Genomic DNA, 25200 nt, shown 5'->3' with positions numbered 1-25200 from the left:
TGAGCCCCGCAGACGGTCTACAATGGCGCCTGGTCAGCTGGTTCAGGAGTTAATTATGGCATCGGCGGAAGTCCTAAATGGCCACCTGGCCAAAACCCTGAGTCGGGGCAGGGTCGCCGCTACGCGACCGGCGGGTTGTCCGCAGATTTCCCTCTATTTGTTTGATCCGGACGCTCTGGAAGGGCCCATAAGCCATGATGAGGCGCAGGCGGTGGTTGCGGAGCCCGCTTACTGGTCATTCTGTTGGGCCAGCGGTCAGGCTCTGGCTGCTTATATCCTGGCACGCCCGCATCTGGTGGCGGGCAAGCGGGTGCTGGATTTCGGTTCCGGCTCCGGTATTGTGGCCATCGCCGCGGCGATGATGGGTGCCCGCGAGGCAATTGCCTGTGATATTGATCCGGCAGCGCTGGATGCGGCGGCGGCAAACGCTCGTCTAAACAACATCAGCCTGACTCTGTGTGAAGACTGGGAAAACCGGCCGCCGGGAATCGATATTATGACGGCGGCAGACGTGCTCTACGATCCCGATAACCGCCCGTTGCTTGAGCAGTTCCGGCAGTCCGCGCCTCAGGTTTTGCTGGCAGACTCGCGCCTGGCCTGTCTGGGCAACAATGCCTACATCCAGCAGGCAGTGCTGCATTCAAGAACTTGGCCGGATCTTCATGAATTCGAGGAGTTCAATAGGGTGAGGATCTATCTGACGGCGACTGACGACGCGGAACGCTGACATAAAAAAAGGGCAACTGTTAAGTTGCCCTTTCCGGAACAGGTCATCGCGTCCTTGCGTTACCGGCAGCAGCCCTGCTGCCGAATATCTGTCCATGATCCCTGTATAACCCGTCCGTGGTGCCAGCATCCGAGCCAACAATCCAATTAGTTTCCCTTAAGCGCGAGGCGTCCCTGTGTCCTTGCCTCTCCCTGCGTCCAGTGCGGGGGTGCGTCCGTTGCGTCGTCCCTTTCCCTGTCATCCTTGATGGGAGAACTATATCAATCTGCAGGTTTCGTTCGTGTGAAACAGTTCGGGGTTTTCAGCGAGCACTGAAAGTGGGTTTTAGAAAAAGTTTTAAAAACAGGGGTTTAAGATTTTCTCATGAGGAGTTGAAGGTATTACGTATGATAGACAACCGTGCTTTCTCACGGAAACGTGAGAGATATCGCACAAGGAGGTAGGGCAATATCGCAAATCCAGAAACCGGTGCAGAGCTCAGCGTCCGGAAGAATAGGGCTCACGGTTAAAAATAAACCGGCAGGGCAGCAGGCCCAGGACGATTCCGCCTCCGTCTGTTGCCAGATCAAGGAGAGAAAATTCTCGATGCGGCAGGAATGCCTGAGTGATCTCGATCAGCAGACCGAAACCCAGAACCCCGAGCGCAACCCAGATTCGCGACAGATAGGGCCAGGCCAGACGGGTCACAACCGTTAGCTGAATAAACGCAAGCAGATGATTGATCTTGTCGCTGGAAGCCGAGGGTATTGGGTAAGGCTCGCTGGTGGTCGCCAGAAAGAGAATGACCATGGCCGAAAGCACAAGGCCGGTGCGCCAGAATGGCTGGCACCGGAGAAGGCGCTGCAGGTTATTTGCGATAGAACTCATGAAGACGGTCGGGCTGTGGTGAAGTTTGCATCATGATATGCTCTGCAACCCCTACTGTCATTGAAGCTGAGGTGCTGCGAACCATGTTGAAAGGCAATTTTGTCCGCGGCCTGGGATATCTCGGAGAGGGCTTTGGTCTTATCCGGCAGCCGGGCCTGCGATTGTTCGTTGTCATTCCGCTGATCATCAATGTTCTGCTATTCGGTCTGCTTTTCTATTTCATGGCGGAACTGTTCACCGGCCTGATCGCCGCCGCAATGAGCTGGCTGCCGGACTGGGCATGGTTGCAAAGCCTGGACTGGCTGTTCTGGCTGCTCTATGGCGTGGTTATCCTTTTGATGCTTGCCTATGGTTTTGTGATCGTCGCCAACCTGATCGGTTCCCCCTTCTACGGCTACCTGTCCGAGTTGACGGAAAAACACCTCACCGGGCAGGAGGTCAACACGGATGACGGCTGGGCGCAGATCATCCGTGACATCCCCCGTGCGCTCTGGCGTGAAGTCCAGAAGATTCTCTATTACGTGCCCCGGGCGCTGGGTCTGCTGATTATCGGCCTTATTCCGGTGGTGAATCTTGTCGCTGCGGTGCTCTGGTTCGGTTTTAACAGCTGGATGATGGCGCTTCAGTATGTGGACTTTCCCGCGGATAACCATCGGGTCAGTTTTCCGGATCTGCGCCGGTCGCTGGCCGCCTCGCGGCTTTCCGCCCTGGGCTTTGGCCTGCCGGTGGCACTGGCGGCCATGGTGCCGGTTCTGAACCTGATTGTGGTGCCTGCTGCCGTCTGTGGTGCTACCGCTTTTTGGGTTCGTGAGAACCAGTCCAGCTGAGGTTCAGCTTTCTCGCATTTATTTCCATTTTCTGGAGGCTTCTTGGATACATCGGATTTTGTCATTGGCCAGCGCTGGGTCAGCCACAGTGATACCGGACTCGGGCTCGGCATCGTAACCGAGCTTTCCGGGCGCAGAGTGACGCTGGGGTTCCCGGCAGCCGATGAGGAGCGCACCTATGCTATTGATAACGCGCCCCTTTCCCGCATCATGTATCAGATCGGCGAGGAGATTGAAACCTTCGACGGCGAGCGTTTCGTGGTTCGAGCGGTGGAGGATCTTGGCGGCGTCCTGATGTACTACGCCGACGACGGTGGCGAGGAACTTGCGCGCGTATCGGAAGTAAAACTCAGCAGCGCCGTTGATTTTTCCGCGCCCCATCAGCGACTTTTCGCCGGTCAGTTTGACCGTAATGGCGCCTTTCGCCTGCGCATGGCCACCGTTCGCCATCAGGACCGGTTGCGGGCGTCAGACGCCCAGGGACTGATCGGTGCCCGCACCCAGCATCTTCCGCATCAGATCTACATTGCCCATGAGGTAGCGACGCGTTTTGCTCCCCGCGTGTTGCTGGCGGATGAAGTGGGACTGGGCAAAACCATCGAGGCGGGCCTGATTCTTCACTACCAGCTGCAAACCCAGCGGGCGCGCCGTGTGCTCATTGTGGTGCCGGATTCACTGGTGCACCAGTGGCTGGTGGAGATGCTGCGGCGCTTTAACCTGCGGTTCTCGATTATCGACCAGGGCCGCTACGAGGCCGAGTCGGCGTTCGCTGATCTGCCCGATGAGGAAGATGAGGACTTTGCCGACGACCCGTCGGCCAATCCGTTTGAGGCTGAACAACTGGCCCTGTGCAGTCTGGATTTCTTGATGAGCAATCCACAGGCCCAGGAAGACGCTCGCCTTGCTGGCTGGGATCTGATGGTGGTAGACGAGGCCCATCACCTGGCCTGGAGCCCGGAAGCGGCAAGCCCGGAATACCAGCTGGTTGAACAACTGTCCACGGCCAGTCAGGGCCTGCTTTTGCTGACGGCAACCCCGGAGCAGGTGGGGGTGGCCAGCCACTTTGCGCGCCTCCGCCTGCTGGACCCGGCGCGTTTCCACGATCTTGAAACCTTCCGCAAGGAAGAGGCCCGTTATGAATCAATCAACAACGCGGTAACACGACTGAGAGAGCAGGGCACGGATCTTGACGACAGTGACCGCAAGTCCCTTAAGGGGTGGCTGGGTGACGATTTTGACCGGTTGATCTCTGCTCCGGACCCGGTTCAGGGCATTATTGATGCACTGCTTGACCGTCACGGTACCGGGCGGGTGCTGTTTCGCAACACGCGGGCCGCCATCGCCGGCTTTCCGGAGCGCAGGCCTGCTGCCATCCCGCTCCCGTGTCCGGAAATCTACGACCCGTCCGTACGCTATGGCATGACGGCGCTAACGCCGGAAATCACCGTTGATGAAGAACTCTGGCTGGCGGAAGACCCCAGGGTCGGCTGGCTGGAGCAAACGTTGACCCAGCTGAAGCCGGCGAAAGTGGTGGTCATTTGTGCCCACGCGTCAACGGCTGTGGCTCTGGAGCACTATCTGCAGTTACGGGCCGGTATTCGCAGCACCGCGTTTCATGAACACCTGAGTCTGGTGGAGCGGGACCGGGCTGCGGCCTATTTTTCCGACGACCAGCAGGGCGCCCATGCGCTGATCTGCTCGGAGATTGGCAGCGAGGGTCGCAACTTCCAGTTTGCTCACCATCTGGTGTTGTTCGATCTGCCAGCAAACCCGGATCTGCTTGAGCAGCGTATCGGGCGCCTGGACCGGATCGGCCAGACCGAGGCCATCGACATCCATGTACCCTATCTGGAAAACACCGCTCAGGCGGTGCAGTTCCGCTGGTTTGACGAGGGCCTGAATGCCTTTGCGGCCAGTTGCTCGGTGGGGGTTGCGGTCCAGGAAAAGGTGTCGGAGCAGTGGGAACAAGCAATTGGTGGTGGCAGTAGCGAACAGCTATCAGCGCTTATTGACGACTCGCAGACCGAGGCCGATCGCTTGCGGGAGCTGCTGCGCAAAGGTCGGGACGCGTTGATCGAGCTCAACTCCTGTCGCCCGGAAGTGGCCCAAACCCTGATTGAAGCGATTGAAGCCGAGGAAAGCGGTGACCCGGTGCGGCAGTACATGCTCGACGCCTGCGACATTCTGGGCGTGGATATTGAAGACCATTCCGAGCACGCCGATATATTACGTCCCGGTGAGCAATACCAGGCCGGGCACGTCACCGAGCTTCCGGAAGACGGCCTGACCGTGACCTGGGATCGCCAGCAGGCGCTTCAACGGGAAGATATGGCGTTTATGAGTTGGGAGCACCCACTGGTGAGTGGCATCATGGAATCGGTCACCAGTTCCGGTCTGGGCAAAGCGGCACTGGCCACTATGACGGTGAAAGCCCTGCCCGCGGGAACCCTGTTGCTGGAGGCCCTCTACACGGTGCATTGCCCGGCGCCTGAATCGCTTCAGCTGTCCCGTTTTCTGCCGGTATCGCCACTGCGACTGTTGGTAGACGTCAATGGCCGCGATCTGTCCGCGACGCTGCCTCACGACCGGTTGAACGACATGTGTTCCAACATCCGCCGCCGGACCGCCCAGTCCATCGTGCCGCAGATCCGGCCCCAGGTGGAAACCATGGTAGATCATGCCGAGCGCCTCGCAGCACCGCATCTTGAGCCCTTGCGGGCCCAAGCGCTTGAAGGGCTGGGCCAGTTACTGAAGCCGGAGATCCAGAGGCTTGAATCCCTGAAGCAGGTCAATCCGGCGATCCGGGAAGAGGAAATTGCGTTCTTCCGGGAGCAACTGGCGGCAGCGGAGGCGGCTATTGGCCAGGCAAGCCTGTCGCTGGAGGGTATTCGGGTGATTGTAACTGCCTGAAAGTGAATCGGTTGCTATTCAATCATCATCTGTTGATGTACTTTAGTCGTAGATGATTGATGGTATTTTTATTCAAGTTATTGAAAACAGAGAGTGTTGAAAATGACGATTATTCTGCTTGTGGTTGCTGTAGTCGGGCTTCTGGCCCTGATGCGCAAGGAAGCCGGCGCCAAACCTGTGATCGGACTGCTTGGCATTACCGGCGTTCTATCGCTGATCTTCGCCTCCGGTCTGTTGGGCCTGATTCTGCTCGTTGGCGCAGCAGCCACCGCTGTGGCCGGTCTTCCCGGCTTCCGCCAGAGCTGGTTGACTCCGCGGGTTTTCGCCATGTTCAAGAAAGTGGCGCCGAAGGTGTCGGATACCGAAAAAGTGGCCCTGGAAGCCGGCACCGTAGGCTGGGACGGCGAGCTTTTCACCGGTCGTCCGGACTGGCACAACCTGTTGATCAATCGCAACACAGGACTCACTGAAAAGGAGCAGGCGTTCGTCGACAACCAGTGCGTTAAAGCCGCGTCGATGTGTAACGCCTGGGACGTTGGTGTCGAGCGTGCTGACCTGCCTCCCGAGCTTTGGGAATACCTGAAGAAAGAAGGCTTCTTCGGCATGATTATTCCCGAGGAATACGGCGGCCTGCATTTCTCCGCAAAGGCCCAGAGCGCCGTGCTGCAGCGTCTGGCCTGCAATGAGACCCTGATGGTCACCGTCGGCGTGCCGAACTCCCTCGGCCCCGGTGAGCTGCTGGTGAAATACGGCACCGAAGAGCAGAAGAACCACTATCTGCCCCGTCTGGCCGATGGCCGTGATATTCCCTGCTTTGGCCTGACCGGCCCGCGTGCCGGCTCTGACGCCACGTCGCTGCCGGACACAGGTATCGTGTGCAAGCAGAAGTTCAACGGCAAGGAAACCGTCGGCATCAAGCTGAATTTCGAGAAGCGCTGGATCACCCTGGCACCGATTGCCACGGTTGTGGGTCTGGCCTTCCGTATGTTCGACCCTGACGGTCTGCTGGGGGAAACCAAAGACTACGGTATTACCTGTGCATTGATTCCCCGCGACACCGACGGCATGGAAATCGGTCGCCGCCATTGCCCTATCGGCAGCCCGTTTATGAACGGCCCGATCAAGGGCAAAGACGTGTTCATCCCGCTTGACTACATCATCGGCGGCCAGGAAATGGCTGGCCAGGGCTGGCGCATGCTGGTTGAGTGCTTGTCGGTCGGGCGCTGTATCACCCTGCCGTCCGGCGCTGCAGGCGCTGCTGCCTATTCCGTGGGTACCTCGGGTGGCTTTACCCGTATTCGCCGCCAGTTCAATACGCCGGTGGCGGATATGGAAGGTGTCCAGGAGCCTCTGGCCCGCATCGCCTCCAGCACCTATATCGCTCAGTGCGCGGTGAACCAGACCGCCAATATGATCGACAAGGGCGAGAAGCCTGCTGTGCCCTCGGCGATTCTGAAATACCACCTGACCGAAATGCAGCGAAGCGTGCTCACGGACGCGATGGATGTCCACGGCGGCAAAACCGTGACTCTGGGCCCGCGCAACTATCTGGGCATCGGCTATAGCGGTGCGGCCGTTTCCATCACGGTTGAGGGCGCGAATATCATGACCCGCAGCCTGATGATCTTCGGGCAGGGCGCGATCCGCTGCCATCCGTACGTGCTGAAAGAGCTGGCGGCCAAGGACAATGACGACGTCAAGGCATTCGACGAGGCCTTCTTCGGCCATGCCGGCCTGATCTTCGGCAACGCCGCCCGGGCACTGACCCTGGCGTTTGGTATCGGCAAAACAGACGTGCCGTTCGACAATGTTGCCCGCAAATACGCCCAGGGCGTTGCCCGCTTCAGTGCGGCCTTCGGCCTGTGTTCCGATGCGGCGATGACGACACTGGGTTCAGAGCTCAAGATGCGTGAGCTGATTTCCGCCCGCCTTGGCGACATTCTGGCGAATATGTACCTGGCGTCCATGGTATTGAAGCAGTGGCACGAGAACCAGCCGGTGGACGGCGAGCGGGATCTGATGGAATACAGCCTGTCGATGCTGCTTAACCGCGCAGAAAACGCACTGGATGAATTCCTGCAGAACCTGCCGAACCGCGCCGTAGCGATGGTCCTGCGTGGCATTACCATGCCGCTGGGACGTCGCTGGGACAAGCCCCACGACGATCTTTCCAGAAGCCTGGCCCGTGCCATATCCACTGATAGCCCGGTACGCACCAAGCTGCTTGAAAGCGTCTGGAGCACCAACGAGGAAGGCACAGTGGAGAACCCGGTGGCTCGTTACAACGGTCTGCTGAAAGACTACGACAAGGCTGAAGCCCTGTACCGCAAGGTCACCAAGGCTTATGCCAAAGGCCAGCTTCCAATGACAGCGCTGCACCCGGAAGAGCGCTTCGAAGAAGCTCTGAAGGCGGACATCTTCTCCAAGGAAGAGGCCGACTTCATGCGTCAGTATGAAGAAGTCGTTCTTGAAATGCTGACCGTCGACGACTTCCCGTTTGAGGCGTTCGCCGCTAACAAGGACAGCCTGATCAGCCACAACGTAGGCTGATAAATCGGGCAAGGTCGTAAAAAGGGCGCCATCGTGGCGCCCTTTTTTTTGGTAGTATCCGGAGGGGACGCCAATCGATGGAACTCCAGGAAACGGGAAAAGAGCCATGTGGTTATCAGTCATTGCAGTCAGCGCTGGAGCGGTCATCGGTGCCAACCTCAGATGGTTCCTGGGCCTGTGGCTCAATACCAGCTATCACGCCGTTCCCTACGGCACCCTGGTTGCCAATCTGTCTGGCGGTTGGCTGATTGGCCTGCTGATTGGTTATTTCGCCCAGGGCACCTCGCTGGCGCCGGAATGGCGACTGTTTGCTATTACCGGCCTGTGTGGCGCACTGACAACCTTCTCTACTTTTTCCCTGGAAATGCTCACTGCGCTGCAGGAAGGCAAATGGGGCATGGCCCTGGCGGGAATTGCCGCTCACGTTGTCGGATCGCTGCTGATGACGGCCATTGGCATCTACACCTTTGGCCTGCTGCGGGGATGATGGGTAACACTACTTATCCAATAACATAAATTTACTCTTGGCAACGGGATTAACTAGGAGTAGAGTCAGTTCTGTAGGAAAGATTAGTAAAGCATTCATGATCAAGACGAATCTCCGCAGTAAGTAGTGAACGTCCTGTTTTTGATTCCGCGATTTCTGTTTTTCCGTAAACGCTGACCGTTCATCATGGTGATGCCCGGCGGCACATTAAGTGATTGATTTCAGGAAGTTTAAGATATGTCTACTACTACCGGTACTGTTAAGTTCTTCAACGAAGCTAAAGGCTTTGGCTTTATCACTCGTGAAGGCGGCCCGGACGTATTCGTTCACTACAGCGCAATTCAGGGCAGCGGTTTCAAGACCCTGGCAGAAGGCCAGCAGGTTGAGTTCACCGTTACCCAGGGCCAGAAAGGTCCTCAGGCGGAAAACGTAACTGCCGTCTAATTGACCGCAGATTCGTGAGAAAGGCAGCTTAGGCTGCCTTTTTTTATGCCCGGATTTTGTCATTCTTATCCGCTTGTGACATCTTTTAAGCCCTACCATCTTTGATAACCTGACCTGATTCATGCCCAGGGTGTGTATGCTGAGTCTTTTGAAAGCCGTCTGGATACTATTCTGGGCCGCGTTGCTGACACTGATTCTGTTCTTTCCCATCGTCATTGCCGCGCTCCTGGGCCGCAGTGGCAATGCTGCTTTTCACGGTACCCAGGTTTTCGCCTGGTGTATTCTCCGTCTGGCGGGCATTCGGCTTCGTGTCAGCGGGCGGGAACACATTGATCCTGCCCGGCGCTATGTCATCCTCAGTAATCATGCCTCTTTCTTCGACCCGCCGGCTCTGGTGTTGGCGCTGGGTCTTCAGTATCGATGGGTGATCAAGAAGGAGGTGCGAAAGGTACCGTTATTCGGGCTGGCGCTGGAAACCTCACGGAATCTGTTCATTGACCGTTCGCGCGGCAGCGATGCGCTGGAAAGCATCAAACGGGGTGTGGCCCAGCTGCCGGAGGCAACCAGTATCCTGATATTTCCGGAGGGAACCCGTTCGTGGGATGGCCGGCTGCTGCCTTTCAAGAAAGGTGGCTTTGTGATTGCCCGGGATGGACAACTGCCGATTCTGCCCGTCACGATTCGCGGGTCCCACGACCGGCTGCCCAAGGGAACAGCGGCGTTCTCACCGGGGCTGATCGAGATTGTAATCCACCAACCGGTGGAAACAGCCGGCCGCGAAACGGATGAACTCAGTTCAGAGGTGAAGGGCACGATTGGCAGTGCCCTTTAATTAAACATCTCAGTTGCCGAACACCTCGCTATACAGTTCCAGGGTTCCTTCCCAGGAACGGGACGCTGCATTCTGATCATAGGCGACGGGCATGCCGAACTCCTCGGCAATCTGGTCAGCTCCAGGATTGGTAAAGGAATGAAGCACCCCCGGGAAGCTCACCAGAGTGAGGTCCACTTCGGCGTCCTGCATTTCTTTGACCAGCCCGGCGACCTGTTCGGAAGGCACCATCTTGTCTGCCCCGCCGGTGTATACGTGGATGCGAGGCTCTACCTTGCCCGCTTCGGCGCTGATGGGGCTGCCCAGTGCGCCGTGGTAGCTCACGACGGCATCCAGATCGACACCCAGGCGCGCCATGTTCAGAACTACGGCACCGCCAAAGCAGTAGCCCTGGGCAGCAATCCGGCTGGGGTCAACGCTGACGTGTTGCTGCAGCAGGTTTTTGGCGGCCATGAAGCGTGCCTTGACCTGGTCCATGTCCTTGGTGGCTTCCTGCATAAAGCTTTTGGCGTCCTCGGGATGCTTCGCCAGCTTTCCGGAGCCATACATGTCAAGAGCGAAGGCGGTATAACCCTCCAAGGCCAGTTTTTCCGCCTGTTCCCGTGCAAATTCGTTATGACCCCACCATTCGTGAACAACCAGAACGCCGGGGCGTTTTCCGTCGATATCGTCGTCGTAGGCCATGTAGCCGGTGAAGGTCTTGCCATTAACCTGGTACTCCACAGTCTCTGTCTGCATTGCTGCCGATACCTGTGCGCTTGCAAGCGTGAGGGCAACCGCTGCTGTTGCGGCCAGCCCATATCTGATTGTTTTCATATGTCATTTCTCCGTTAGGTCAATCGCTTATCCGGTGCCGGACTCTTTTACTACGCCTCACCCCTAATCAATCGCTCTCTGGACTGCCACATAGTGAGTGACCTGGTCCCCGTTCATTAACGGTGAAATCTTCCACTCAATGGTAAAAGCGGAGCCATCTTTACGGTAATTGATGGTGTTGCCGTGAAAGGTCCGGTTGTTCTTCAGATCTTCAGCCAAACGCTCCTTCACTCCGCTCTCTGTTTCCGGCCCCTGGAGCAGTCCCGGCGTCTTTCCGATAACCTCTTCTGCAGAGTAGCCGGTAAGGTTGGAAAATGCCTGGTTCACAAAAATGATCACAGAGTTCTTATGATCGGATGTCGCTTTTGTCACCATAATCGATTCAAAAGCCAGGCTGGCTACGGTTTGAAAAAGTGGCGACTGCAGTACGTCTTCAGAATTGTCCATACATGTCCCTTTGCACTAAAGATTGGTCTTGTGAAATGGATGACCGCCAATTCTACGAACTACACCTGCCTCTGTATCTGTTCCGGACGCTGAACTCTGCTACCGATCTCCTGAAGTCAGTGCTTTCAAATGTCGCTGCGCATACCGGCGCTGTTTACTACACTGAGTGTTATGTTCACGTGCACAAGACGGTAGCACAAAGGACTGACCAGAGAGGCCAGCCATGAAAATCGGCGTTCCAAAAGAAATCAAGAACCATGAGTATCGGGTAGGCATGACGCCGGCGGCCGTCCATGAGCTTTGTGGCCATGGTCACACCGTTTACGTACAGGCAGACGCCGGTGCGGGTATTGGCTTTAGCGATGAACAGTACCGCAGGGCTGGGGCCGAAATTGTTGATGATGGTCCGTCGGTGTTTGCCGCTGCGCAGATGATCGTCAAGGTAAAAGAACCCCAGCCTGATGAGCGGTCTTTGCTTACGCCTGACCATCTTTTGTTCACCTATCTGCACCTGGCGCCAGACCAGGTCCAGACTGATGACCTTGTTGAATCCGGTGCCACCTGTATTGCCTATGAAACGGTCACTGACCGTCACGGCCGGTTGCCTCTGCTGGCTCCCATGTCGGAAGTGGCCGGGCGCATGTCGATCCAGGCTGGCGCTCATTGTCTGGAAAAATCACTGGGAGGTCGCGGGGTTCTGCTTGGGGGTGTCCCCGGCGTGAGTCCCGCCAGAGTGGCAATCGTCGGCGGTGGAGTGGTAGGGCAGAATGCCCTTGCCATGGCAGTGGGCCTGGGGGCGCAGGTCACGGTGCTGGATCGGAACATGGATGTGCTGCGCGAACTGGATCACCTGTATGGCAACCGGGTCAGCACTCTCTTCTCCACTGCCGCGACCCTGCAGGAAGCGGTAACAGAGGCGGATCTGGTTATCGGCGGTGTGCTGATACCGGGAGCGTCCGCACCTAAACTGATCACCCGGGAAATGATCCGTGCGATGCCCGAAGGTAGCGTTATCGTGGATGTGGCCATCGACCAGGGTGGTTGCACCGAAACTTCAAAGCCGACTACTCATGATGCTCCCACTTATGTAGTGGACGGGGTTGTGCATTATTGCGTTGCCAACATGCCCGGTGCAGTGGCCCGGACGTCGACTCTGGCCCTGAACAATGTCACCCTGCCGTTTATCGCGGCGTTGGCGGACAAAGGGCCGGAGCAGGCAATGAAGGATGATGCCCATCTTCTGGCGGGGCTTAACGTCTACCGGGGCAGGGTAACTCACAAGCATGTAGCCGAAGCAACCGGCCATGCCTACTGCGACCCTGAATCACTGATCTGACACTGGCTGGCAAAGGTAACCTCATGAAACTTCTTGGCTCGACTACCTCACCCTACGTGCGTCGTACCCGTCTGCTATTGGGAGATATCGACTACGAGTTCGTGAATCTTGATATCTACGGTGAAAACCGCGACGTTCTGCGGCGCAACAATCCTGCGCTGAAGATCCCCATGCTGATTGACGGCAATCAGGAAATCTATGATTCGAGGGTCATTGCACGCTATCTCAGTGAGGTTCAGAAACTGCCGGCATTGTCCTGGGATCAGGAGAATCAGCTGACACTGATTGATGCGGCCAATGATTCCGCCGTGATCCTGTTGCTCTCGGAGCGCTCGGGCATTGACACCAAAAGTGGTGCCCTGTTCTACGAGTTGCAGCGGGAACGCATCATGACGGCAATGAGAACGTTGTCGGCCATGGTGGAAGAAGGGCAGTTCGAGCATTGGCACTACCCGTCTATCTGCCTTTTTAGCCTGATTGACTGGGTCTATTTCCGGGATCTGGTGGATTTTTCCGGTGTTGAAAGCCTGATTTCATGGCGTGACCGGATGCAGAATCAACCCCATGTGAAGGCAACGGATCCCAGGCAGAGCTGAGCGGGAGATAAATTTTTCCAATCCGGTGTTTACCCGGTTCAATTTCGTTATAGTTGGAGTATAACAACACAATACAACACGAATTGATGAGGTTCCCGCGATGCTCCTGAATCACGCTTTTGGACTCTTTACCCACCCGGATAGCGAATGGGCAGCAATTCGCAAGGAAAAAGCGCCTCCGCGCCGGCTTTATGTCGCCTACGTGCTGGTTCTGGCGGCAATCGGTCCGATTTGCGCCTACATTTCGACGTCCCAGTTTGGCTGGACGGTCGGTAACGAACGACTGATCAAGTTCACTGAAATCAGTGCCATGCAGTTAAGTGTTCTGACCTATCTCGCCATACTGGTCGGTGTATTTGCCCTCGGGTACGCGATAAACTGGATGGCCAGAACCTATGGTGCCCATGAGGAACAGGTACCTTCCAGGGGGATTGCGCTGGCATCTTACTCCTGCACGCCTCTGTTCATGGCGGGTTTTGCCCTGTTGTATCCGAATCCCTGGTTCAACGTCATCGTTTTCCTGATCGCTGCCTGTTATGGCGCCTGGCTCATGTTCGACGGCCTGCCGATTGTTATGGGCATTCCCAAGGATCAGGCCCTGATGTACTCCGGCGCGCTGCTGACGGTAGCCCTGGTGATTCTGGTATCAACTCGGGTTGGTTCGGTCATCCTGTGGAATTATGGCTTCGGGCCGGTCTACGTAAACGGCTAGGCCCGGCGCTGGCCCACCCATTGAATACAGAACGGGCGGTCTGAGAAGACCGCCCGTTTTTCAGTCGGGCCGACAAGATTTCAGCTACGAAAATATGGAGAAAAAGGTCATGACAGACGACAAACGCCGTCGTTATTCCGCGCCGGTTGTAGATGGACTGGGAAAATCTGCAAGCCGGGCCATGCTGCGGGCCGTGGGCTTCAAGGACGAGGACTTTCGCAAGCCGCAGATTGGTATTGCGTCCACCTGGAGCAATCTGACTCCCTGCAACATGCACATTGACAAACTGGCGCAGGAATCGGCGGCGGGTGCTGATGAAGCCGGTGGCAAGAGCCTGACCTTTAACACCATTACCATCTCTGATGGTATCGCCAATGGCACCGAGGGCATGAAGTATTCTCTGGTGTCCCGGGAAGTCATTGCCGACTCCATCGAGACCGTCGCCGGTTGCGAGGGCTTCGACGGTCTGGTGGCCATTGGCGGCTGTGACAAGAACATGCCGGGCTGCATGATGGGCCTGGCCCGGCTGAACCGGCCCTCGGTCTTCGTCTACGGCGGAACCATTATGCCCGGCGAGAACCATACCGATATTATTTCTGTATTCGAGGCGGTGGGCGCCCATGCACGCGGCGATCTGGACCTGATCGAAGTCAAGCAGATTGAAGAAACCGCGATTCCCGGCCCTGGCTCCTGCGGCGGCATGTACACAGCCAACACCATGGCGTCTGCCATTGAGGCCATGGGCATGAGCCTGCCGGGAAGCTCCGCGCAGAACGCGGTATCGGACAGCAAGGCCGCCGACTGCCGTGCTGCCGGTGCCGCCGTGCTCAATCTGCTTGAGAAAGACATCAAGCCCTCTGACGTGATGACCCGCGAAGCGTTCGAGAACGCCATCACCGTGGTCATCGCCCTGGGCGGATCCACCAACGCGGTACTGCACCTGATTGCCATGGCCAATACCGTTGGCGTCGAGCTCACCCTGGATGATTTCGTGACCATCGGCAAGCGAGTCCCGGTGCTGGCGGATCTGCGCCCCAGCGGTCGCTACATGATGTCGGAGCTGGTGGCCATTGGCGGCATCCAGCCGCTGATGAAGATGCTGCTTGATCGCGGCCTGCTGCACGGTGGCTGTCTGACGGTCACCGGTAATACACTGGCGGAGAACCTGGCGGGTATTGACCCCTATCCTCAGGGTCAGGACATCATTCACGCCTTCGACAACCCGATCAAGGCAGATAGCCACCTGCGTATTCTCTACGGCAATCTGGCACCCACTGGTGCCGTGGCGAAAATCACTGGCAAGGAAGGCACCCATTTCACCGGCCGGGCCCGGGTTTTCCATTCTGAAGAAGAAGCCCAGGAACGCATCATGGACGGCACGGTCGTGGCCGGGGATGTGCTGGTCATCCGTTACGAAGGCCCCAAGGGTGGCCCGGGTATGAGGGAGATGCTGACCCCGACATCCGCCATTATGGGTAAGGGCCTGGGTAACGATGTGGCTCTGATCACCGACGGTCGTTTTTCCGGCGGCAGCCACGGTTTCGTGGTGGGCCATATTACCCCGGAAGCTGCCGATGGCGGCCCGCTGGCGCTGGTTGAGAACGGGGATACGGTGACCATTGATGCAGTGGCCAACCGTATCGAGCTGGATGTCTCCGACGAGGAACTGGAGCGTCGCCGCAAGTCCTGGGTGGCACCACCACCGCGCTTTACCCGGGGTGTTCTGGCGAAGTACGCCCGCACTGTAAGCTCGGCCTCCGAGGGTGCGGTAACCGATAAACCCTGAACAAGCGGTAATCCCGGTGGCACTGCCCATACAGGCGGGCAACGCCACCGGGTGCTATAATAGCCCTTTAAATCAGGGCTCCAGGCCCTTGTATGGATCGCAATTTCAGGGTTTGCAGATGCTCCGTTTCGCAGTTGTTCTATTGGTTGTTCTCGTTCACGCGGTGGCTCCGGCACACGGCCATCAGGAAACAAAGGATGAGGACGGTCCCAGTCTGGCTTCCGTCAACGCAGCGGTGGCCTACGTAGACGGCGACGACCTGGTATACGGAAAGAACGCTGACCGCGCGGTGCCCATCGCTTCGGTGACCAAGTTGATGACGGCCCTGGTGGTACTCGAATCCGGCCAGTCGCTCAATGAATGGATTGAGTTCAAAGAGCGCCATATTCCCGCACCCGCTAACGCCTATACCCGCATTCGCATTGGCTCTGAGCTGCAGCGCGGCAATATGCTGCGTATTGCCCTGATGTCCTCCGAGAACTTTGCCGCCTATACACTGGCTCGCCACCACCCCGGCGGCTACGATGCGTTTGTGGCTGACATGAACGCCAAGGCCCGTGAACTGGGCATGGAAAACACCGTCTTTGTAGACCCCACCGGCCTGTCCGTCGATAACCGGGCCTCTGCCTCTGATCTGGTCAAGCTGGTGGTCGCCGCCAACAAACATCCTGAAATCAGCGAGTACTCCACAACACGCTATTTTACCGCCCGATTCCGCGGGCCGCGCTACCGGCTGCCCTTTGGCAATACCAACGCGCTGGTTCACCGCGAGAGCTGGGGAGTGGATATCAGCAAAACCGGCTATCTCTCAGAGGCCGGTCGTTGCCTGGTGATGCTGCTGGAGTTCGAAGGCAAGCAGCTGGTCACGGTGCTGCTGGATTCGCTGGGTACCCGCTCCCCCATGGGTGACGCCGGGCGAATCCGCCGCTGGCTAAGCACCGGAAGCAGTGGCAGTGTTGCGGCCGCCGCCCGCGACTATGCACGCCAGAAAAACGAAACCTACTCTGAGACAGATTCTTCCGTTTCGGCAAATTGACTGTTCTGGAAAGGACTCGCTCCATGATCACGATTCTGACCACTGGCGGTACCATCGACAAAGTCTACTTTGACGCCAAAAGCGAGTTCGAGATTGGCGACACCCTGCTGCAGGAACTGCTGACGGAAGCCAATATTCACGAGGGCTACCGCCTACTTGAACTGATGCGCAAAGACAGCCTTGATATGACCGAAGACGACCGGGATGTCATCGTTGAGGCGGTCGGCGAGACCAACGCCACGCGTATTCTGATTACCCATGGTACCGACACCATGGCCCAGACGGCGGAAGCGCTCAAGGACGTGCGCGATAAAACAATCGTGCTTTTTGGCGCCATGCAGCCGGCGCGGATGCGCCGCAGTGATGCGGTTTTCAATCTGGGGTTTGCCTGGGCCGCCGTAGGTCTGCTGCCGCCGGGGGTCTACATCGCCATGAACGGTGAGGTTTTCGAGGCCGGTGCGGTACGCAAGAACGTCAAAGACAAACGGTTTGAACGGGCCTGATCAGCTAACGCTGCGGATTTCGTCCAATGTCAGATCCCGGTATTCGCCGGGGGCCAGATCAGCATCCAGAGTGATATCGCCAATCCGCAACCGGTGCAGTGCGCTCACATGGTGGCCCACCGCTGCCATCATCCGTTTGATCTGATGGTAGCGTCCTTCCTGAATGGTTAACTCCATCGTCCGATCGTCGATCAGCTGGACCCCTGCAGGCAGGGTTGGTGCCGATTCGTCTTTGAGCATCACACCGGTTTCCAGCTGGGAGATTGCATCCCGGCTGATTGGCTCATCCAGCCCCACCCGGTAGGTCTTGCGGCAGGCGGCGCGGGGAGCAGTAATGCGATGGGACCAGGCGCCATCGGTGGTCAGTAGCAGCAGGCCGGTGGTGTCCTTGTCCAGTCGGCCGGCAATGTGCAGCCCATCCCGCAGCCCGGCGGGCAGCAGATCCAGCGCCGTGGGCTGATTGCTGTCAGTGGTGGCACTGATAACACCCTCTGGCTTGAACAACATCAGATAGCGCTGCCCCGGCAGGGCCAGGCTAGCTCCATCCAGGGTGATTGTGTCTTCCGCTTCAACACTGGCCGAAGCCTGTCGACAAGGATGTCCGTTGCGTTCAACCCGCCCCTTGCCGATGGCCCGCTTTGCGTCTTTCCGGGAAAGATCAGTGGCATTGGCGATGAAAAAGTCCAGGCGCATGTCAGGAACAGGTCTCTCCGGATGCTGGAATAGTCAGGCTGGCAAGGCACAGGGTGGTGGCCTGACCCGTGGTCCGTTGCCAAAGGACACGAAGCAGATCACCACGGATCTCCGGTCGCGGAATCCGTGTGCTGGGCTCAGGCATTAAGCCCTGCCCATTATAGCGCCCCAGAGTAAAGACAAAAGGATGAGCGCCGGGAAGGCCCAGGCGGATATCCGTGGCGGTCAGGGTCTGGCCCTCAAGGCCATAGGCGACCAGGCCATCGGTGAACCATTCCAGCCGGCGCGCTTCAGCGCTGGCTTGGGCAGCCTTTGCCAGTTCCGGTTGAAGCGGGAAAAACTGAAGTACGAGCGGGGCATCGCCGTCCAGGAATCCGGTGATGATCTCAACCCGCTGTTCCTCGTTCTGTACCGTTACCCGCCAGAGCAGGGTATTGAACGGCATGGGCTGTACCAGCCGGGGAGCGTCCTTCAGGCCTGCTTCGGCCAGCGCCGGGTCTACACGGCTGGAGATTATCTGTTGCGCTACCAGCGTCCAGCCCAGGTAGAGTGTCGACAACGCCAGTCCCACCGTTACCGCCCGGGTTGCAGGACCGCGCAGCAGGAAAATAAACACGCCGGCCAGTAGCGGCAGTGTGTAAAGCGGATCAATAATGAAAATACTGCTGATGGCCACCGCCTCGTAAAAAGGCCAGAAGATCTGGGTGCCGTAGGTGGTGAACGAGTCGAGTATCGGGTGGGTCAGCAGAATCAGACCGGTGAGCCATAGCCAGCGGCCATAACCCAGCGCCGGGCGCCAGCGATTCAGAAGCCAGGCCAGCAACAGTGACAGTGGAAACAGGATCAGTAGAGAGTGACTGAAGCCCCGGTGCTGGGAGAAATTCGCAATCGCACTGCCGTAATCGATCACCACATCCATATCGGGCAGTGTTCCCAGCACCGCCCCGATCAGCAGCGAAGAGCGCCCCAGGGTTTTGCCGCCAATAGCGCCGGCCAGTGACGCACCCAGCGCCGCTTGTGTAATGGAATCCATGAACGCCGTTCAACCTCACTTGCTGGCAAAGCCCAGATATAGGCCCTGAGTCCGGTTTTGGATCAGGTATCTATGCCCACGGCGTTGAGCACCGGGATGCCCGGATAACCGTCCGCCACCAGGTCGTTGGCTTTCTGGAATTCCCGGATTGCTGACCGTGTGCCCGAGCCCAGAATCCCGTCGATCGGGCCCGGATCATACCCGCGGCTGGCCAGAGCCTGCTGAAGATCAAGAATCTGCTGGCGGGACAGGGCCGGGAGATCCTCCGGCGGCGGCACCTGAAGGCCACCGGCGCCGGCAATCCGGTCCGCCAGGTGACCAACGGCAATGGCATAGAACTCAGAGCGGTTCCAGCCCATGATCACGTCGAAGTTATGGTACACCAGGAAGGCGGGGCCGCGATGCCCGGCGGGCACCAGTAGGGAGGCGTCTATATCTTCCCGGGCGAGGGGCCGGCCGAAAGCGTCGGTAATGCCCATCTCCCGCCATTTCGCCAGAGGCAGTTCACGGCCATCGGACAGGCGGTAGTCAAAGTTCTCCGGCAGCAGTACTTCCCGGCCCCAGCGGTAGTCGCCGTTCCAGCCCATGGACTCCAGGAAGTGGCCGGCCGACATCAGGGCATCCGGCAGGCTGTTCCACAAGTCCCGGCGGCCGTCGCCGTCTGCATCCACTGCATGCTCCAGGAACACCGTCGGCATGAACTGCACGTGGCCCATGGCACCGGCCCAGGAGCCTTCCATCTGTTCAGCAGGGATCGCACCCTCATCAATAATCTGCAGCGCTGCAACCCACTGCCGGGTGAAAAATTCGCTGCGACGCTCATCGCAGGCCAGGGTGGCCAGGGAGCCGGGCACCGACATCTTGCCGAAATAGGAACCAAAATTGGTCTCCAGACCCCAGAAGGCCAGCAAGTAGGGGCCCGGCACACCGGTTTCCCGGGTGACCCGGTTCAGCAGATCCCGATGGGTCTTTAGTAGTTCGCGACCCTGCTGAATCCGGCTCTCATTGACCCGGCGATTCAGGTAGTCGGCGAAGGTTGTTGTGAACTCGGGCTGTTTGCGGTCGAGCTCGATCACCCGCTCAATCTGCTCGACTCCGGCGACCACCGCCGTCGCGGTTTCTCGGGATACGCCGGCACGAACGGCCGTTTCCCCGAGCTCTGCCAGGCACTGGTCAAAGTCACTGGTTGGCTGGGTCTGGGTCTGCGACTGCGCCATTGCAGGGTTGACCATGGCACTTGTCGCAAGAAAACCGGCGATAGTCATCAGCCGGCCCAGCCATCTTGCTGAACGTTTTTGTGGCGCTTGGTAGGGCACGCGGAACCTCGGTCTGGAGTCGTTGATTCACCTCCATGGTAGCCTGTTTTCGTGCCGCTGAAACACCGTAAACCATGGCTTTGTGTGACATTTCCTTAACACCGGGTTCGCTATGATGAGATCTGTTGTGTTTTTGTCGCTACCTGATGCCCGACCCTGACCTTTGATCTATAGTTGAGTTGGAATTTTGCCCAATAACACATCAGAAAGGCGTCACTATGGCAATGCTGAAGGCACTGGTTGTCGATGACGCCAGTTTTGTCAGGGATCTGGTCAAGCGCACCATCCGGCAGCGTTTCCCGGTGATTGAAACCACGGATGCGCAGAATGGGCGTCGTGCCCAGTCGCTGATGTCCCGGGCCCGTTTTGACCTGATCCTGTGCGACTGGGAAATGCCTGAAATGTCGGGTATTGAACTGCTGCAGTGGATGCGTGAGCAGCCCCAGTATGCCGGGGTGCCGTTCATCATGATTACCAGCCGCGGTGACAAGGACCACGTGGTGGAAGCGGTCAAGGGCGGCGTGTCGGAATACCTCGGCAAGCCTTTCAGCCCCGAGGGCTTGAGCAACAAGATTATCAAGGTGATGGGCAGTCAGTTGACGGATGCCATGGCCCGTGGCGGCAAATCCATGGCCGGACCGGCCGATGCCCTGCGCGAATCCGCCGATCTGCTGACCCGGAAAACGGACCGGCCCGCCCCATCGTCGGCGACCAGCCCGCTAAAGGATGAAAGTGCCGGGTTGCTTTCCGGTCAGGCCGCCGGTGCGGCGACGGATAAAGCCGCAGCGCGCAAACCTGCCCCCAGTGTGGCTTCCGTCCGGTTTGCTGACAGCACGCTCAAATCAGTCGTCAGGGACATCAATCTGACCGAAGTGCGGGTGTTGGCCAAACGAGATCAGTCCTTTCCGGGTATTCTGGATCAGGCGGTGGTGGATATTGATATTGGTGATGACAAGATGGCCCGTCTCAATGGCTATGTTCACCAGTTGCAGGCCGTGGACAAACGTCAGGATACGGATTTTGTCAGCGTGACCATCCGCTTCGTGGATGAGGACCCGGTCAAGCTGGAAGACCTCTCCCGTTTCGTTGCCCGCTTCCGCGGCGGTCGCTAGCCCTTGTCGGCCATAGGTCGGCGGACTTGTTGTGCGGGCGGCTTTTCGGTGAGTCGTTCGCGGGGGAAATGACAGATAAACTCGCTGCCACCGCCGATATGGCTGCGGATGTCCAGCTTGCTGTCGTGGTTGATCAGAACATGTTTAACGATTGCCAGTCCCAGCCCGGTGCCACCGGTTTCCTGATGGCGGCTGGGGTCAGCACGGTAGAAGCGTTCCGTCAGCCGCGGGATGTGTACCGGATCGATGCCGATGCCGGTGTCCCGCACAGACAGGTGGCCACCCTCCCGATCCGTCTTCCAGCTGACGGTGATTGTGCCCCCCGCCGGAGAGTACTTGACGGCATTGAAGATCAGGTTGGAGAAGGCGCTTCGCAGCTGGCTTTCATCGCCTTTCAGCCAGTGGCGCTCGCCGATGCTGACCTGAAAGTCGTGGCGCTGGTCACCGCTGAGCGCCTCGGCGTCGTGGCAGATCTGGTGGACCATGCTGCTAACGTCGGTTATCGAGTCATTCCGGGTTTGCTCGCCGGTCTCGATCTTGGACAACAGGATCAAGTCGGTGATCAGGGCCTCCATGCGTGACGACTGCTGGGCCATTGTGTTGATGGCCCGTCGCCACTTGGGAGGCAACTCGGCGGCATGATCCACCAGGGTTTCGAGGTAGCCGCTGATTACGGTTAGTGGCGTTCGCATCTCATGGGACACGTTGCCCACGAAATCCCGACGCATCTGTTCCAGGTGGTAAAGCCGTGTCACGTCTTTTGCCACGATCAACCGGTCGTTGTCGCCGAACAGGCTGAACTGCATCTGCAGCCGGATGTGGGGCTTGGCCGGTGAGTGGATTTCCAGGGGTTCCCGATATTCCCGGGCGTCAAAATAGGCCTTGAATGCAGGGTTGCGGATCAGGTTCTGGATATACTGGCCCTGATCGGAGCTTTGCCGGAAGCCCAGCAAGTGTTCGGCCGAGCCGTTCCACCATTCCATGGCGCCGTTGGAATCGGTCATCACCACGCCATCGTGCATGGCATTGGTGGATTCCTGCACCCGGTTGATTCTTGCCATCAGCCGGTCTCTTTCCTTGAGGTGATTCTGGTGCAGCCTGTGCAACCCATCAAACAGGTCACCCCAAAGGCCGACACTCTGGGGCGCTTCTTCACTGATACTGGGATGGTTCAGCCAGAAGTACAGGCGTTTGGCCTGAACCAGTGTCCATACCAGGTAAATCAGAAGTCCAATGGTGAGACCATAGACCGGATAGCCGAAAAACCATCCGGCAAGTGTGCAGGTCACAAGAAACGAAATGATCCACCGCAGGTACTTCGACCAGTTTTGTTGCATTCACGGGTTCCCGGGCCAGTTCTGGCAGTCTTTACTGCACGACTATCCGTTTGTGGTCAGGCTGCTCGGGTCGAGAAACGGTAACCGGTGCCACGCACGGTCTGGATCAGGTGATCATATTGCCCGCCGAGGGCTTTGCGCAAACGCCGGATGTGAACATCAACGGTTCGCTCTTCCACATAGACGTTGCCGCCCCAGACCTGATCCAGAAGCTGAGACCGAGTATAGACCCGCTCCTGATGGGTCATAAAGAACTGTAGCAGCCGATATTCCGTGGGGCCGATATTCAGGGCGCCGGTTGTGGTGGTGACGCGATGTCCTATCGGGTCCAGCGTGAGGCCGTCCACTTCGATCGGGGACTCAACACCGGCAGGGGTGGCCCGTCGCAGTACGGCTTTCAGGCGGGCAACCAGCTCGCGGGGGGAAAAGGGTTTGGTGATGTAATCATCCGCGCCCACTTCCAGGCCCTGGATTTTATTATCTTCCTCGACCTTGGCGGTCAGCATGATGATGGGAATTTCCGCGGTCGCCTCTTCTTTCTTCAGGCGGCGAGCCAGCTCGACGCCGCTGGTGCCGGGCAACATCCAGTCCAGCAGGATCAGATCGGGCTGTTTGTCCACGATCAGGGAATGGGCTTCCCGGGCATCCGCCGCTTCCAGGTAGTTGTAATCCGCCATTTCCAGAGCGACAGCAATCATTTCCCTGATGGACGCTTCGTCATCAACAATGAGGACAGTTTTTCCAGTCATGAGCATTAACCTGTGTCAGACCTTTTCAAGATGCCTGCTATTACAACCGGCTCATGTTACGAGTATATGACAATGACTGGGGTCAGTGTGTTGATCCGCCCAGCATCAGATCAATGACCAGCCCGAGGAAAACCGCAAACCCGGCCCAGTTGTTGTTGAGGAACGCCTTGAAGCAGCCTTCCCGCTCGCGGAAGCGGGCGAGGTGCTGCTGGTAAATGAACAGGCAGGCCATGGTGATAACGCCCAGATAATAGACCCCTCCCAGCTCTGCCTGGTTACCGACGAGCAGCAGGATCAGCACCACCAGTGACTGGAGTACTGCAATAATGGCTCGATCGCCATCGCCAAACAGAATGGCCGTGGACTTGATGCCGATTTTCAGGTCGTCGTCGCGATCCACCATGGCATAGAAGGTATCGTAGGCCACGGTCCACAGCACGTTGGCGGTGAAAAGCAACCAGGCCAGACGGGTTACTTCACCGGCTTCCGCCGCCCAGGCCATGGGAATCGCCCAGGAAAAGGCGGCGCCGAGAAAAAGCTGGGGCAGGTGGGTGTACCGCTTCATGAAGGGATAGATAAAGGCCAGTACCACGCCGCCAAAAGACAGGTAGAGGGTCAGCGGGTTGGTAAAGAACACCACCATCAGAAACGCTAGCAGGCAGATACCAGCAAACAGCGCCACGGCTTCCCAGCTCTGGATACGGCCTGAGGTCAGTGGACGGTCCTTGGTGCGCTTGACATGCCGGTCCACCTTGCGGTCGGCAAAGTCGTTGATGGCGCATCCGGCGGCGCGCATAAGAAACACACCCAGGGTAAATACAATCAGGTTGCCTGCCTGCGGCAGACCGCCAGCGGCCAGCCATAGCGCCCAGTAGGTTGGCCATAGCAACAGAAGACTGCCGATCGGTCGGTTCAGCCGCAACAGAAGTGCATAATCTGCCAGGCGCGCCCGGACCGCGGGGGATGTTTCAGTCTTCGGCATAGAAACCTCCTTGGGGCAGAAAGTACTCTCCCACCAGCAGTCGCCTGTGACCGCTGAAGAATTCGGATCGCCTGGCGGCCCTGGGCTGGTCTGGTGTGTCGCGATGGCAAAGGCCGGTCTCGAAATCGCCTCTGTGCCATTCGGTGTTGCTGAAAAGATAGGCTCCCAGGGGTTGCCTTCCCAGATGTCGCAGGCGCCGGCCCCGGCCGGTAAGCGTGGCCATGGGAATAACCGTGCGGGCCAGTACCCAAGGCGTGCCATCTCCCAGCAGACAGACCTCCCGGATCCAGGCGCGGTGCCGTGGCAGCAGGCCCAGTGTGCGGGATTCTTCGCGGCTGGGGCGGGCAAAACCCTCGCTCAGAATGTCGACCCGGAAACTGTCATGGCAGCGCAGTTGCAGCGCCCGTGTCAGTGACCCCTCGAGCTTCAGCCAGTGACCGAGCTTGCCGTGTATGGCCGGGTCCCGCAGGCCGGCAGCCGCGAACGAGCGGTACCAGTCGGTCTCTGGAATACGGATCCTGGAAACGGCGTCAGAGTCCCTTGACGGCATAAATTCCCGGAGCGTTTCGCCAGTATCCCTTGTAGTCCATTCCAAAGCCGAAGAGGAATCGGTCTTCCACCGTCAGGCCGGTGAAATCGGCTTTAAGCCCGGGCCGGGCCTTCCGGTCATGCTGCTTGTCCACCAGCACGGCGGTCAGCACTTCGGCAGCACCGTGGGCCTGGCAGTAATCCGCAATCGCGCAGAGAGTCGTACCTTCGTCCAGGATATCGTCCACGATGATGATCGTCCGGCCGTTCATGTCAACGTCCGGGCGAAGCTTCCACTCCAGAATGCCACCGGTGGTCTCCTGCCGGTAACGGGTGGCGTGAAGGTACTCCGCCTGAACCGGAAACTTGAGCAGTGGCAATAATTGGCCTGTCAGGATAAGCCCGCCGTTCATCACGCACAGCAGAAGTGGGTTAGTCTCTCGCAGCCGTTCGCTGATCTCGCCGGCCATGGTGCGGATGGCGTTGTGAACGCGGGCTTCGTCGACCAGGCAGTCCGCTTCGGCCATTACCTGGTTCAGTTCGTCGACTGTTTCGGTCATTGCAGTCAGGTCCT

General features: G+C 58.2%; 25 protein-coding genes. 14 read left to right on the top strand and 11 right to left on the bottom strand.

What is annotated here, in order from left to right:
• Window positions 1-55: 55 nt before the first annotated feature.
• Window positions 56-727, top strand: coding sequence for a class I SAM-dependent methyltransferase (locus tag FPL19_RS05745; protein ID WP_150911455.1), 672 nt, complete (start codon window positions 56-58; stop codon window positions 725-727).
• 477 nt (window positions 728-1204) lie between these two features.
• Here the strand turns inward: FPL19_RS05745 and FPL19_RS05740 are convergent, their stop codons facing one another.
• Complete coding sequence (locus tag FPL19_RS05740) at window positions 1205-1594, bottom strand: VanZ family protein (protein WP_150911453.1); 390 nt, start codon at window positions 1592-1594, stop codon at window positions 1205-1207.
• Between the two features lie 83 nt (window positions 1595-1677).
• Between FPL19_RS05740 and cysZ the strand changes: the two genes are divergently transcribed.
• From cysZ to FPL19_RS05710, 6 genes are all read left to right on the top strand, one after another.
• Window positions 1678-2421 carry a sulfate transporter CysZ gene (gene cysZ, locus FPL19_RS05735; RefSeq protein ID WP_150911451.1) on the top strand — a complete coding sequence of 248 codons (744 nt, stop codon included), beginning with the start codon at window positions 1678-1680 and terminating at the stop codon, window positions 2419-2421.
• Window positions 2422-2463: 42 nt separating this feature from the next.
• A complete protein-coding gene (gene rapA / locus FPL19_RS05730) occupies window positions 2464-5331 on the top strand; it encodes an RNA polymerase-associated protein RapA (RefSeq protein ID WP_150911449.1) in 2868 nt (955 codons plus the stop codon).
• A 102-nt stretch (window positions 5332-5433) separates the two neighbouring features.
• Window positions 5434-7881, top strand: coding sequence for an acyl-CoA dehydrogenase (locus FPL19_RS05725; RefSeq protein ID WP_150911447.1), 2448 nt, complete (start codon window positions 5434-5436; stop codon window positions 7879-7881).
• Window positions 7882-7987: 106 nt separating this feature from the next.
• Window positions 7988-8368: a fluoride efflux transporter CrcB gene (crcB, locus tag FPL19_RS05720; protein ID WP_150911445.1), complete on the top strand. Its 381-nt coding sequence runs from the start codon at window positions 7988-7990 to the stop codon at window positions 8366-8368.
• 237 nt (window positions 8369-8605) lie between these two features.
• Complete coding sequence (locus tag FPL19_RS05715; RefSeq protein WP_150911443.1) at window positions 8606-8812, top strand: cold-shock protein; 207 nt, start codon at window positions 8606-8608, stop codon at window positions 8810-8812.
• Between the two features lie 136 nt (window positions 8813-8948).
• Window positions 8949-9644 carry a lysophospholipid acyltransferase family protein gene (locus tag FPL19_RS05710; RefSeq protein WP_150911441.1) on the top strand — a complete coding sequence of 232 codons (696 nt, stop codon included), beginning with the start codon at window positions 8949-8951 and terminating at the stop codon, window positions 9642-9644.
• 9 nt (window positions 9645-9653) lie between these two features.
• Here FPL19_RS05710 and FPL19_RS05705 read toward each other — a convergent pair whose 3' ends face one another.
• Together FPL19_RS05705 and FPL19_RS05700 are read right to left on the bottom strand one after the other, a co-directional pair.
• On the bottom strand, window positions 9654-10460 hold the full coding sequence (locus tag FPL19_RS05705) for a dienelactone hydrolase family protein (RefSeq protein WP_150911439.1): 807 nt from the start codon (window positions 10458-10460) through the stop codon (window positions 9654-9656).
• A 63-nt stretch (window positions 10461-10523) separates the two neighbouring features.
• Window positions 10524-10907 carry a PAS domain-containing protein gene (locus FPL19_RS05700; protein WP_150911437.1) on the bottom strand — a complete coding sequence of 128 codons (384 nt, stop codon included), beginning with the start codon at window positions 10905-10907 and terminating at the stop codon, window positions 10524-10526.
• 223 nt (window positions 10908-11130) lie between these two features.
• Between FPL19_RS05700 and ald the strand changes: the two genes are divergently transcribed.
• From ald to FPL19_RS05670, 6 genes are all read left to right on the top strand, one after another.
• Window positions 11131-12243, top strand: coding sequence for an alanine dehydrogenase (gene ald / locus FPL19_RS05695; RefSeq protein WP_150911435.1), 1113 nt, complete (start codon window positions 11131-11133; stop codon window positions 12241-12243).
• A gap of 23 nt (window positions 12244-12266) precedes the next feature.
• A complete protein-coding gene (locus tag FPL19_RS05690; RefSeq protein ID WP_150911433.1) occupies window positions 12267-12839 on the top strand; it encodes a glutathione S-transferase family protein in 573 nt (190 codons plus the stop codon).
• Window positions 12840-12939: 100 nt separating this feature from the next.
• Window positions 12940-13551 carry a Yip1 family protein gene (locus FPL19_RS05685; protein WP_150911431.1) on the top strand — a complete coding sequence of 204 codons (612 nt, stop codon included), beginning with the start codon at window positions 12940-12942 and terminating at the stop codon, window positions 13549-13551.
• A 109-nt stretch (window positions 13552-13660) separates the two neighbouring features.
• Entirely contained in the window at window positions 13661-15337 is a 1677-nt protein-coding gene (ilvD, locus tag FPL19_RS05680; RefSeq protein WP_150911429.1) for a dihydroxy-acid dehydratase, read from the top strand.
• 118 nt (window positions 15338-15455) lie between these two features.
• Window positions 15456-16373: a D-alanyl-D-alanine endopeptidase gene (gene pbpG / locus FPL19_RS05675; RefSeq protein ID WP_150911427.1), complete on the top strand. Its 918-nt coding sequence runs from the start codon at window positions 15456-15458 to the stop codon at window positions 16371-16373.
• 23 nt (window positions 16374-16396) lie between these two features.
• Window positions 16397-16876, top strand: coding sequence for an asparaginase domain-containing protein (locus tag FPL19_RS05670; RefSeq protein WP_150911425.1), 480 nt, complete (start codon window positions 16397-16399; stop codon window positions 16874-16876).
• On the opposite strand, the gene FPL19_RS05665 is transcribed toward FPL19_RS05670, so the two are convergent.
• The 3 genes from FPL19_RS05665 to FPL19_RS05655 all read right to left on the bottom strand — a co-directional run bounded on the left by FPL19_RS05665 (window position 16877) and on the right by FPL19_RS05655 (window position 19867).
• Window positions 16877-17569: a pseudouridine synthase gene (locus FPL19_RS05665; RefSeq protein ID WP_150911423.1), complete on the bottom strand. Its 693-nt coding sequence runs from the start codon at window positions 17567-17569 to the stop codon at window positions 16877-16879.
• 1 nt (window position 17570) lies between these two features.
• A complete protein-coding gene (locus tag FPL19_RS05660) occupies window positions 17571-18602 on the bottom strand; it encodes a metal-dependent hydrolase (RefSeq protein ID WP_150911421.1) in 1032 nt (343 codons plus the stop codon).
• A gap of 62 nt (window positions 18603-18664) precedes the next feature.
• Window positions 18665-19867 carry a lytic murein transglycosylase gene (locus FPL19_RS05655; RefSeq protein WP_150911419.1) on the bottom strand — a complete coding sequence of 401 codons (1203 nt, stop codon included), beginning with the start codon at window positions 19865-19867 and terminating at the stop codon, window positions 18665-18667.
• A gap of 269 nt (window positions 19868-20136) precedes the next feature.
• Here FPL19_RS05655 and FPL19_RS05650 point away from each other — a divergent pair, with 269 nt between their 5' ends.
• Entirely contained in the window at window positions 20137-21030 is an 894-nt protein-coding gene (locus tag FPL19_RS05650) for a response regulator (RefSeq protein WP_150911417.1), read from the top strand.
• Here FPL19_RS05650 and phoR read toward each other — a convergent pair.
• The 5 genes from phoR to FPL19_RS05625 all read right to left on the bottom strand — a co-directional run bounded on the left by phoR (window position 21027) and on the right by FPL19_RS05625 (window position 25186).
• A complete protein-coding gene (gene phoR / locus FPL19_RS05645) occupies window positions 21027-22367 on the bottom strand; it encodes a phosphate regulon sensor histidine kinase PhoR (RefSeq protein WP_150911415.1) in 1341 nt (446 codons plus the stop codon). The genes FPL19_RS05650 and phoR overlap by 4 nt on opposite strands.
• 56 nt (window positions 22368-22423) lie before the next feature.
• Window positions 22424-23116: a phosphate regulon transcriptional regulator PhoB gene (gene phoB / locus FPL19_RS05640; protein ID WP_150911413.1), complete on the bottom strand. Its 693-nt coding sequence runs from the start codon at window positions 23114-23116 to the stop codon at window positions 22424-22426.
• 82 nt (window positions 23117-23198) lie between these two features.
• Complete coding sequence (gene ubiA, locus FPL19_RS05635) at window positions 23199-24098, bottom strand: 4-hydroxybenzoate octaprenyltransferase (RefSeq protein ID WP_150911411.1); 900 nt, start codon at window positions 24096-24098, stop codon at window positions 23199-23201.
• Window positions 24085-24648, bottom strand: coding sequence for a chorismate--pyruvate lyase family protein (locus FPL19_RS05630; RefSeq protein ID WP_150911409.1), 564 nt, complete (start codon window positions 24646-24648; stop codon window positions 24085-24087). Before FPL19_RS05630 ends, ubiA begins: the two co-directional genes overlap by 14 nt.
• Window positions 24629-25186, bottom strand: a complete 558-nt coding sequence (locus FPL19_RS05625) for a hypoxanthine-guanine phosphoribosyltransferase (RefSeq protein WP_150911407.1) — start codon at window positions 25184-25186, stop codon at window positions 24629-24631. The genes FPL19_RS05630 and FPL19_RS05625 overlap by 20 nt, the downstream gene beginning before the upstream one ends.
• Between the last annotated feature and the right edge of the window lie 14 nt (window positions 25187-25200).

The organism is Marinobacter halotolerans (genome assembly GCF_008795985.1).
Lineage (GTDB): Bacteria > Pseudomonadota > Gammaproteobacteria > Pseudomonadales > Oleiphilaceae > Marinobacter > Marinobacter halotolerans.
Note: the sequence above shows the minus strand (reverse complement) of the source record. Positions and strands in the feature narration are given on the sequence as shown.